Below are 11,426 nucleotides of genomic sequence, written 5' to 3'. Positions count from 1 at the left end.
TTTATTTATATGCGGCTATTGTGCGTGTGGCTGTGCTTTACTGCAAGCGGGTTGCGTTGAAAAGCGACTCACACAATAAGGGTGTATATCTATTTGCGGCGGGTGGTTTAAACACAGTGCGGTTATTAGCTCTGCGGTTACGGCGCCTTGGGTTAATCCTAAGTGCTGGTGGCCAAAAGCAAAGTACAGGTTATCGTGGTTCGGGGCGCTACCAATAACGGGCAATGAATCCGGTAGCGATGGCCTACAGCCCATCCAGGTACTGTTAGCATGTAATGAAAAGGCTGATCTATTCAGTAATGCTTTAGCGTTGGGTAATAATGCTAATGCGCGTTTGTTATTCATTTTTCGTTTGGTGCCGGCAAATTCTACCGTGCCAGCAATGCGTAGGCCTTGGCTCATGGGAGTCATAATAAAGTGACGCTCGGCAGAGGCCACAGGGCGTGAAAGCCCGTAATTACTGGCTAGCATGCAATGGTAACCACGTTCAGTATCAAGCGGCACTTTGTAGCCTAAAGGTTTCAATAGTGTGTTACTCCATGCGCCTGCGGCGATGACTACTTTATTCGCTGTGACAATTTGATTTTGGCAACTGAGTGTATAACCTTGCTTTGCAGGCTGTATCGAGGTGATTTTTTGTTGGCAAAATTGGCCGCCCAACGCGCTAAATTGTTCTGCTAAGTTGAGGCAAAATAAATGCGGATCAACACTGTGAGCCACCTCTTTAAATAATAAAGCGTAGGTAATGGTTTTAGCTAAATTGGGCTCTAGTAGACGCACGTGTTCGCCATCAAGTAACTCCACCTCAATACCCTGATCAAGGTAGCTGCGCAGCATAGCGTTAATTTTACTAAGAGGGGTGGTCTCAAAAGTCAGTAAGCTGCCCTTTTTAGTTAGTAAGTGGCCTAAATTATACTCACTGAGTAAGCGCTCATAAGCGGGGATCGCTAGTTGGTTTAACGCCTTAAGTGCTTGTGTGTTAGTGCGATAAGTCTTGCTTGGCATGTTTTTAACAAATTGCCAAAACCAAGGTAGGGCTTTAAAGCCATAACGCCAATCAATCCGTAGCGGCCCTAATGGATTGAATAACATACCGGGTAGCTTCTTTAATAGTGAAGGGTGCGCAAGCGGAAACACTTGCTCAGTCGCAAAGTGTCCAGCATTGCCTTTAGAGCAGCCTTGCGCTAAACCATTTTCATCATACAAGGTGACTGCAAAACCTGCTCGTTGTAGTTGTAATGCGCTACAAATGCCAATAATACCAGCTCCTATAACGGCGACTTGCTGTTTATTTTTATCCGCCAAAATAATTTACCTCTTCTATAAAAGTAATACCAAACACTTGATTTGTAGGCGCGTATACATTGCATCTCACTTTAAACAGTGATTTATGAAAAAAATCCCGCTGTATTAAATCAGTAAATAAGCATTGTTTTTCAGTTTCTTAAGTAGTTATTCCCAATCCCAAAAGAGCCTCAGAAGATAAACCTTTTAACAAACTTTAAGGTGGGATATTGATTATTGTATACAATATACCTATGATATCAAGCCTAAACATCAATCAGGTAATTAAAATGACAGTAACTTGGCAAGGAGTCTGTGCAGCAGTAATGGCTCAGTTTAGTGCAGACGACTCCATTAACTTTGCAACAACAGCAAACATGAGCGATGAACTGATCAACAAAGCTGTTCACGGCATGATTGCACTGGCTATAGCAAGCCCTACTAACCTAACAAAATTAAAGTGGGCTAAGTGATGCGTAAAGGAAGTTTTTTTTGTATTGACGGCCATACTTGCGGCAACCCAGTTAGGCTTATAACCAGTGGTCACCCGCAATTGAGCGGGCAGAGCATGAGTGAGAAGCGCCAAGATTTTTTGCAAAATCACGATTGGATCCGCCAAGCACTGATGTTTGAACCTCGCGGTCACGACATGATGTCGGGCGGATTTTTATATCCACCGACCACGGAAGACGGCGATGCCGCTATTTTATTTGTTGAAACATCTGGGTGTTTGCCTATGTGCGGCCACGGCACAATGGGTATCGTTACGTTTGCTTTAGAGCATGGTTTGTTACAGGCAAAAGTGCCGGGAACTCTGCTGCTAGACACACCTGCTGGGCGTGTCCAGATCAACTATGAAATGAGTGATGGCAAAGTACAGTGGGTAAAAATTTATAATGTACCTGCGTATTTAGCACATAAGTCGATAGTTATTGAAGTGCCTGAATTGGGCGAGCTGATAGTAGATATCGCCTATGGCGGCAACTTCTACATTATTGTTGAACCGCAAGGTAATTATAAAGGCATTGAACATTTAACGGCTGGGCAAATTTTGCAATATAGCCCGCTAGTGCGTGATGCAATAAACGCCAAAATTAAATGTGTTCATCCGCTTGACTCAACCGTTCAAGGCGCAAGCCATGTTTTATGGACAGGCACCCCAAAAAATGCCAATTCAGACGCCGCAAATGCAGTTTTTTATGGTGATAAAGCCATTGATCGCTCGCCATGTGGAACAGGCACCAGCGCCCGTATGGCACAGCTATTTGCCAAAGGGCAGTTGGCTCAAGGGCAAAATTTTATTCACGAAAGTTATATTGGCAGCCAGTTTATTGGTTGCATTGAACACGTAACAGAGATCGCAGGCATAACAGCTATCTTACCAAGTATTCAAGGTTGGTCTAGGGTGACGGGCACAAGTGCTATCACCGTAGATGACGATGACCCATACGCATTTGGGTTTCAAGTAATTTAATGAGGAGCAAAGCATGACATTAACAGGACAAAGTTTAGTAGCAGGGCAATGGCTCGGTCACTCTGGAAATGGTGAATTTAACGCATTTTCCCCCGCCCGCAATGAACCACTCGCAACGCGCTTTTTTAACCTCAGCGCCACTGAGTTAGACAGTGCAATAGAAGCCGCACAATCGGCGTTTTATGAATATCGTAAAACCAGTTTTGCACAACGAGCAGATTTTTTAGAATGTATTGCTGATCATATTTTAGCGCTTGGTGATGAGTTACTTGAGCAAACACAGCAAGAAACCAACTTACCGCTGGCACGTTTGCAAGGTGAGCGTATGCGCACCGTAAATCAGCTTAAAGCCTTTGCTAATGCATTACGTGACAACCCTGAATCGCCACTGGGTTTAAAAATAGTGGATGAAGCAGATGCCACCAGAGCACCGTTACCAAAGCCGCACACTGAACTTAACTATTTACCGCTGGGGCCGGTGGCTGTATTTGGTGCATCTAATTTCCCTTACGCCTTTTCAACACTGGGCGGCGATACCACCGCAGCCCTTGCAGCAGGCTGCCCAGTAATTGTAAAAAACCACACCGCGCACCCAGGAACGGGTGAGTTGATGGCACGTGTGGCGCTTGCAGCCATTAAAGAATGTGCAATGCCGTTAGGCGTGTTTGCAATGGTGCAAAGTAAAGCCTACGACATATCGCATCAATTAGTGGCTGCGCCGGCAATAAAAGCGGTGGGGTTTACAGGCTCATTTAATGTGGCCAGCAAGCTGCAAGCAACAATTGCCAAGCGTGAAGAGCCGATACCATTTTATGGTGAGCTTGGCAGTATTAACCCACAAGTTATTTTACTCAATAAAGCCATTGAACATAGCAAAGAGATGGCACAATCACTTTGCCAGTCAATGCTGATGGGGAACGGGCAGTTTTGCACTAGCCCAGGGCTTTGGTTAGTACCAACCGGGTGTGACGAACTCGAAGCACATATAACAGCGTGTATTAATGATGCCCCATCAGACACTTTACTCACCCCTGGGATTGTTAAAACCTTTAAACACCAAATAGCAGAGCGAACTCAGCTTGATAAGCTTAGCGTGCTGGGTAAAGGCAAGCTGGAGCATGAATTTCATGCTAATGCACATGTATTTGCTTGTAATGCTGATGACTATTTAGCAATCTCAGCTTTGCAAGAAGAAGTGTTTGGCCCTGCTGCGTTAGTGGTGCGCTACGACAGTGAACAGCAGCTCATGACATTGATAAACCAATTACAAGGGCAGTTAACCGCCAGTATTCATGGCACTGAAGCTGATTTAAACAACGCCGATAGCCTTATCGAAGCGCTGCAATATAAAGTAGGTCGTTTGATAAAAAATCAGCTGCCAACAGGTGTTGAAGTGTGCGCTTCAATGAACCACGGTGGGCCGTTCCCAAGTTCAACCGATGTACGCAGTACCTCTGTGGGCGCAAATGCAATGTTACGTTTTATGCGACCAATTTGTTATCAAGCATAGGATTTATTGGGCGGGATATGCAAATTGTATATTCCCGCTTTCCCCCTTGTTTATATAGGGTACAGACAGATTCTCACTTGGCATATGAGTGAACTTGAGTATAATGTATGCTAAATGCAATGTAAGAGGATCACCATGGCTATCGAGCACAAAACCCGCACCCAGCTTGTTGCAGAAGCAATTCGCGCAAAAATTCTCTCTGGTGAAATTAAAGCAGGCGAGCCCTTACGTCAAGCTGCACTGGCAACAGAGATGAACGTAAGTCGTATTCCTGTACGTGAGGCACTTCTTCAGCTTGAAGCCGAAGGGCTTGTTAACTTTGAAGCGCACAAAGGAGCTACGGCAACAGAGCTTTCAGCATCACAAATTGATGAGATTTTTGATTTAAGAGCCTTACTTGAAGCAGAGCTATTAAGCCATTCAATAGACGGTTTAACAGATCAAGATTTAATCGACGCTGAGCTTATTTTAACTGAGCTTGAAAGCGCTATGGATGCGGGCGACACCCACCTTGCCACAGGCGATTTAAATAGTCGATTTCATGGTAAATTATATTCGCGCGCGCAACGGCCACAAACCCGTGAGCTGGTAGATATGTATAGTAAAAATTCAGAGCGCTACGTGCGCATGCATATTTTACTGGCTGGTGGTTTAACCACCGCACCCGAAGAGCACCGCACATTGTTAAATCACTGTCGCGCAAAAGACACTAAAAAAGCCTGTGACTTTTTGAAAAAGCATATCTTGGGCGCCAAAAACGACATTAAAAAGCTATTATTAAAAATCGAAGACGAAAAAAGGTAACCTTAATAAGTTGTTATTATAAATTTTAATGTGTGTTTACGCAGTTCAGGGTAATCACTCAAGAGTGTTTATCGGTATTCTTGGTAAAAGGCTGTTAGCTATCTGTCAGAAATTGCGAGTATCTATGAATAATGAATATCATTGGTGGGATCTGGAAGACTCTAGCTTCAAGGGTGTTTTATACGACTCGATAAATTGTTATTTCTTGCATGACTTGCCTTACAAAAACTGGGAAGAGTTTTCTGAAGCTGACCCACATATGGCTTATGCACAATTAACCTATGTCCGATTTAACATGCTTGAACAACAATTCATTGATTTGCGGGTTATCCCTCAAATGCTTGGGGTTGAAACTGTTCCAGTTAAATCCAGCGTTCAAGACATAAATAGATACGACTGGCTTAAATCTATCGTTGATTTGACTTTATTCCGTTTTTCCAGCTTGAGAGATATAGCCTTTCATTTTGTGAATGAAGTTTTGGAGCTAGGACTTTCTGATTTTCAGTTAAATATTAAGCAACTCAAAAAAGCTCTCAAAACAGAGTACCCTGAAATTCTAGAGGACTTAAAAACTCTTGATAAAACCGGTGAAGAATTGCGGACTGATCGTAATGACCGAGCACACAAGGGATTCAGTGAACTCTATACTGGCGATGATAAAATGTTCAAAAATATGTCGTGGATGGAAGGCAAAGTTATCGACAACACTGATTATGATTTGGTCGGTATTTATGAAAACTCCCGTGACAAAATTTGTGATCTAGTAGTTCAAGAAGTGCAGGTGGCATTAAGAGCTACAATCAATTTAGTTGATAATTGCTATGACCACTATCGTGATACACACCTTAGGTTATCATGCGGTTCTGCAATGGGAGTGTCGCAGCATTTCCCACTGCATTGTGAAAAAGATAGCTAACAAGCAATTTAAGAGTGATTCCCCACGCTTGGCAGTTTCAGTTTAGGGCTAGTTCAGTGTTTACGGTGTTCAATTTGAGCATCGTGGTAGCGTGGCCCACACCTTAATTGGGGGTTGAGGCTGTAGAATTACTCTTTTTTTAAGAAAGACAGCCAGTTTTATGGGTTCCAAATGCATTACCTAATGCTTTAAAAACGCTTAGAGTTAATTACAGGAGCTCGTCTTTTAATTGAATTTGGCTGTTGGAGTTATACTACAGCCTCGTTAGGTGATTTACATGGATGGTTGGCAGTATCACGATATTGGTTTTGAATCCCAAACTAAAAAAATCAATGGTATTAATATTTGGAAGTATCCTTGGAACGACATGGACGAACCATCATTTGAAGTGCCTCATCCTCAATATCCAGATCAACGTCATAAAATCACACCTTACTTTATTAAAACTAAAGGTAAAACTCTTACATTTGCTGCGGGTGAAGTTAGTAATTGCGTTTGATGTATTTATGTTGCAGAATCAATTGCCTAATACATATGAGCCTTAACTCTGTCAATAGGCAATAGTGTTCTTTTTGACCGTTTTATAAATTGAAGGTCAATCAAAAATCAACTCTAATTCAATAAGCAAATTCGTTTACTTCGTATGTCGATGTGGCTGTTAAGCAAGTAGCTTACGGCAAACACATCTAGGGTGCGTTACGCAGTAATCTCTTATTGCGATCTTATCGCAGCCAGGTTTTTCCCATATCCTTTTGGACTTTCTGGGGCACTACGACTAAATAGATTTAGAAGGTAGAACGAAGCAGGATGCCAGAGCCGAGACATTCATCGGTTAACCTAATCATGGCAAGTAGCCTAGGCCTGTTTTGAATAAAATAAGATGTAACAATCTCAAAAATAGCCAATCTGTAAAGATAAAAACTCCGTAACAACGGAGTTTTTGCTATTTGAATATTTTAAAACATCAGTCTAGTAAATCGAGGACCTCAAGTCGTTCTTTTGCTAGGGCATACCGTGTGTGCACGTCATCAATTTGCTGTTGGGTTAACTTCTTGCCAAAGGTGCGAAGCCCACCTGTTAGATCATTATGATGAATGCCAAAAGCAAACTTAAGGTATTCTAAAAGTAACGGCTGTGCATCAAGATAGGATATAGAGTTCATCGCTTGAGAGATTTTGTTTGCCTCGGCCCATTCTCCGTTATTTACATACTCTTGCATTGTAATACTCGCTTTTGGGAATATGCAGCCCACACCTGTAATGCCGCCACATGCGCCTGCGAGTCCTGCATGTACAGTAACGGTGTCAACACCGGCCAATACTTTTAAATTTTTGTTCTCTAACATCATTGTTTCAATAACTGACACATCGATAGTTGATATTTTAAGCGCAGTTACCTCTGGTAGAGCTGCAAGCCTTGTAAGCAGATCAGTTGAAAGCGCATGGTAGCCCGCTGCGTCAGGGTTGTTATAGGGCATTATTGTTATGCCGGCCTCTTTTGCCGCTGAGGCGCTAAGCGCGTAGTAAGCATACATCTGTTCATCACAAGGTGTTTCTTTGGTTTTTGGTGGCATTACCATAACGGTATCTACGCCGACCGTTGCGAGTTCTTTTACTATTTTGGCTAGTTCTTCTTTGGTTTCTGCCGCTGCGCCACTGATTAAAGGAACGTTGTGTTCTTTAGCAACACTTGAAAGGGCTTTTAGTAAAGAAAGGCGTTGCTCAGCACTTAGGTAGCTGTTTTCACCCAGCGTACCAGAGCCAATAAGTCCACCCATACGAGTACCCCCCTTTCCTTGCACTTTTAAAATATCTGCAGCGTATTTTTTTGTTGTATCAAGGTCTATTTCCAGGGCTCCGGACTCTGACTCTTTTAGCCATGTAAATACGGCCGGCATAACTGTATATCGCCAATCTTTACTGTTCGTTTGCATCATATTTCCTCTTATAAATACATATTGTATACATTATACATTTAGATTGTATCAGCTAAATTGCTTTCGGCAAGGCCGGAATAAAAATAAACTAAACCCTGTATTAATTACTTTGCTCACTTCGTTACTTTTTAGGTGTTCAGTGTGAGTTTGCAAGCAATTGATTATAAATATTGTTTTTGAATAAGTTTGACATGAACCATCTTGTTTTTTAATTTTACGTAAATTAAATGTACATTACATATTGTATACAATATGTAATGAGTGTATATTTTTTACGTCAAGGTTAGCCTGGCAACAAAAAATCAACAGGATCAAAGGAACATTTCATGTTTACGAATAATAAAAAGCAAACTCGGGGAGTGGGTGTTAAAACCCTACTGGCAACAGCTGTTACAGCTGCATTAATAATGACACCAGCTGCGCAGGCCGTAGATGGTAGTAGTATTGTAAAAGGTCATATTGTTGCACACTCTGGTAATGATTTGATTGGCGCAACAATTACACTTAAACACAAGAGTAAAGGGCTTGTTTACACTATTACGAGTAATGCTGAAGGCGATTACTTATTACGTAATGTACCGGTGGGTATGTACGATGTAACGATTGTAAAAGATGGCTATCAAACACTAATTGAAGAAGATGTAGCAGTGACCATTGGTCAATCAATCATTCTCGATGTACAACTTTATAAAGCTGGTACTGATATAGAGCGTATCGCGGTAACAGGTTCGGCAATTCGTCGTGTAGATATGGCTTCCTCTACCTCCGGTTTAACGTTTAGTGATGCTGAGCTTAAAGCAATGCCGGTTAATACAGGCTTTGAGAGCATTGCTTTACTTGCGCCAGGTACCGCTGCACCTGGTGGCTCTAATTTTAAAGGCGCATCAAGTTTTGGTGGTTCATCGGCTGCTGAAAATGGCTACTATTTTAATGGCTTAAATGTAACGAGTATTCGTACTGGTTTAGGTTCCATTCGCCTTCCTTGGGAAGCTATATCCCAAACTCAAGTTAAAACCGGTGGTGTAAGCCCTGAATTTGGTGGTGCATTAGGCGGCATTGTAAACGCTGTGTCTAAATCGGGCGATAACGACTTTAAATTCGGTGCAGAGGTGCGCTGGGATCCTGATGGCCTTCGTAGTCAACATGATTCAATATTTCAAGATAGTGGGACAATAAACACTAATACACAGCAAAGCAGTTACGACTTTAAAGAAGTACAGCTATGGGCAAGTGGTGCAATTATTGAAGATACCCTGTTCTTTTATGGTTTATTTGCACCACGCAGAGAAGAGTCTAATAGCGCAGGGCAAACCACTTTTTCTGATTTTGAGCGTGATGAAGACCGTTGGTTCACCAAAGTGGATTGGTTTATTAATGAAGATCACTCTATTGGTTTCTCTGCAATGAACAATAAACGTACTTGGACTGATAAAACGTTTGCGTATAGTTGGCAAGATAATGTGGTAGGTGATCAACAAGGTGTCGATGCACCAGGCGAAGATGGCGGCAATGTATACAGTATTAACTACAATGGCTACCTCACAGATACTTTTTCAGTGTCAGCCGTTGTTGGTCGTGTTACTGAAAATGTTGAGAACGTTGTAGCATCACCTAATCCCGGCGTGTGGGATGAACGTGACGGTTTTGTAACTCTAAGCCAGCATACAAATTCCGGTATAACGGAAGAAGAGTATATTCGTGACCAAGCCAGAATTGATTTTAACTGGGACTTGGATATGCATTCAATTCAATTTGGTATTGATTACACCAATGTGAAGGTTGATTATTTTGAAGGCCAAAATGGTATTGGGGATGCACAAGGCTGGTGGACTATAAAAACTGCTGGTGAAAATGATATATCAAGTGCTGCGCTGGGGAGTGACTTTATCGAAAGGCGGGTCCGTAGCCGTGAGGTCGATTCAGATACAACTTCACTGGCGTTTTATATTAATGACTCATGGCAAGCAACTGATAATTTAGTCCTTAATATGGGTTTGCGTTATAGCCAGTTTGAAAATACGGTGACAGATGGCCGAGCATTTGTTGATATTGATAATCAAATAGCGCCACGCTTACAGGCTATTTATGATGTATCGGGTGACGGTAGCGCTAAAATATTTGCCACTTACGGGCGCTATTTTCAGCCAGTATCTGCGAACATGAATATCACTCAAGGCTCTGCATCAATTGAATGGTTTGAGTATTTTGAATTAGATCAATTAGAAGGCAATGGCTCGCCTACTTTATTAGCTGACGGCTCACCTAGCAGAGGTGATATGTTACGAGATAGACGCTGGCGCCAGCGTGGTATTACTGAACCTGGGTTAATTGCCTCGTCTTCTTTAAAACCAATGTACAGCGATGAGTTCACAATAGGGTATCAACAAGAAGTTTTTGATTCTATGTCTGCCGGCGTACGTGCTATTTACCGCGACCTTGGGCGCAGTGTTGAAGACACGGATGTAGGCCCTATACTTGCCAAGAAACTTGCCGAAATGGGGATCACCGATAACGTAGGGCAGGGTTCATATTATGTGCTTAATAATCCTGGTGAAGCGATTCAAATGTCGTATGACTTTGATGGTGATGGAGAAATAGATAACGTTAATTTAAGTGCTGATGAGCTTGCACTTGCCGAAGCACAACGCAAATATTTGGCCCTTGAGTTTACCTTAGATGGCAATGTAACCGATGACTTGCGTATCAATACTTCATATACATGGTCACATAGCTACGGTAATACGGAAGGTTTAGTTAAAACGGATAACGACCAAGCAGATCCTGGTTGGACGACCTCTTACGACTATGGCGATTTGATGGATCATGGCTATGGTAATTTACCAAATGACCACCGCCACGCAATCAAATTTAGTGGCGCGTATAATATTACCGATTCACTGACTGTAGGTTTAGTTGCGCGAACTACATCGGGTCGTCCAAAGAGCTACTTCTCAGTTCACCCTGAAGGTGTTGATAGCTGCGAGCAAGGAAGCCCGTGGGATGCATGTGTGAGTAAATACTATGACCAAGCATCGCACTATGATGAAAATGGTAACCCGGCACCACGCGGAAGCAAAGGTAACTTACCGTGGTTAACTAATGTGGATATGTCACTGACTTATTATACTGACTTTTTTGGCTCTGACATGACCTTAAAAGGCACGGTATATAACTTATTCGATGGAGATAGCGCGGTATCGATAAACGAGGAGCGAGCTCAATATGGCGATAATGGCTTAGAGCTCAACCCAGATTATGGTTTAGTAACTGGCCGCCAAGGTGCTCGATATGTATCGTTAACCGCACGTATAGAATTTTAAGTTCCCTGGTAAGTGGCTGTAAATTGTCGTTTTAGTAAATAGTATCTAACAAGCGAAAACTAAAACTGACAAAATGTTTAAGCACATTCTCATTAAGAGTAACACAGCCTTGATGCTGAGTAGGTAACTGCTCAGCATTTTTTATTAAAGTTATTGCACTAAAAAATATTGAGATATATTGT

The 11,426-nt window shown here is 42.3% G+C and carries 9 protein-coding genes; 7 read left to right on the top strand and 2 right to left on the bottom strand.

Translation table 11 applies throughout. The features are described from left to right. Window positions 1-15: 15 nt before the first annotated feature. The gene (locus H5201_RS01285) at window positions 16-1,305 is read right to left on the bottom strand and encodes an FAD-binding oxidoreductase (protein ID WP_145234472.1); all 1,290 of its coding nucleotides are present in this window, start codon (window positions 1,303-1,305) and stop codon (window positions 16-18) included. A 269-nt stretch (window positions 1,306-1,574) separates the two neighbouring features. Here H5201_RS01285 and H5201_RS01280 point away from each other — a divergent pair, with 269 nt between their 5' ends. The 6 genes from H5201_RS01280 to H5201_RS01255 all read left to right on the top strand — a co-directional run bounded on the left by H5201_RS01280 (window position 1,575) and on the right by H5201_RS01255 (window position 6,487). Further along, window positions 1,575-1,757 carry a hypothetical protein gene (locus H5201_RS01280; protein WP_145234469.1) on the top strand — a complete coding sequence of 61 codons (183 nt, stop codon included), beginning with the start codon at window positions 1,575-1,577 and terminating at the stop codon, window positions 1,755-1,757. Then, on the top strand, window positions 1,757-2,758 hold the full coding sequence (locus H5201_RS01275; RefSeq protein ID WP_182739491.1) for a 4-hydroxyproline epimerase: 1,002 nt from the start codon (window positions 1,757-1,759) through the stop codon (window positions 2,756-2,758). Before H5201_RS01280 ends, H5201_RS01275 begins: the two co-directional genes overlap by 1 nt. Window positions 2,759-2,771: 13 nt before the next feature. Next, the gene (locus H5201_RS01270; protein WP_182783543.1) at window positions 2,772-4,268 is read left to right on the top strand and encodes an aldehyde dehydrogenase (NADP(+)); all 1,497 of its coding nucleotides are present in this window, start codon (window positions 2,772-2,774) and stop codon (window positions 4,266-4,268) included. Between the two features lie 135 nt (window positions 4,269-4,403). After that, on the top strand, window positions 4,404-5,072 hold the full coding sequence (locus H5201_RS01265) for a GntR family transcriptional regulator (protein WP_145234461.1): 669 nt from the start codon (window positions 4,404-4,406) through the stop codon (window positions 5,070-5,072). A gap of 124 nt (window positions 5,073-5,196) precedes the next feature. Further along, window positions 5,197-5,988 carry a Cthe_2314 family HEPN domain-containing protein gene (locus H5201_RS01260; RefSeq protein WP_182717614.1) on the top strand — a complete coding sequence of 264 codons (792 nt, stop codon included), beginning with the start codon at window positions 5,197-5,199 and terminating at the stop codon, window positions 5,986-5,988. Between the two features lie 277 nt (window positions 5,989-6,265). Then, entirely contained in the window at window positions 6,266-6,487 is a 222-nt protein-coding gene (locus H5201_RS01255; RefSeq protein WP_182717613.1) for a hypothetical protein, read from the top strand. A 465-nt stretch (window positions 6,488-6,952) separates the two neighbouring features. Here H5201_RS01255 and H5201_RS01250 read toward each other — a convergent pair whose 3' ends face one another. Beyond that, window positions 6,953-7,921 (bottom strand): dihydrodipicolinate synthase family protein, encoded by a 969-nt coding sequence (locus tag H5201_RS01250; RefSeq protein WP_182767334.1) that lies wholly within the window; start codon window positions 7,919-7,921, stop codon window positions 6,953-6,955. Window positions 7,922-8,250: 329 nt separating this feature from the next. Here H5201_RS01250 and H5201_RS01245 point away from each other — a divergent pair, with 329 nt between their 5' ends. Continuing rightward, a complete protein-coding gene (locus tag H5201_RS01245; protein ID WP_145234451.1) occupies window positions 8,251-11,244 on the top strand; it encodes a TonB-dependent receptor domain-containing protein in 2,994 nt (997 codons plus the stop codon). Window positions 11,245-11,426 lie beyond the last annotated feature (182 nt).

The organism is Pseudoalteromonas sp. SG43-6 (assembly GCF_014164365.1).
Taxonomy (GTDB): Bacteria; Pseudomonadota; Gammaproteobacteria; order Enterobacterales; family Alteromonadaceae; genus Pseudoalteromonas; species Pseudoalteromonas rhizosphaerae.
This window is presented reverse-complemented; position numbering and strand designations above follow the sequence as displayed.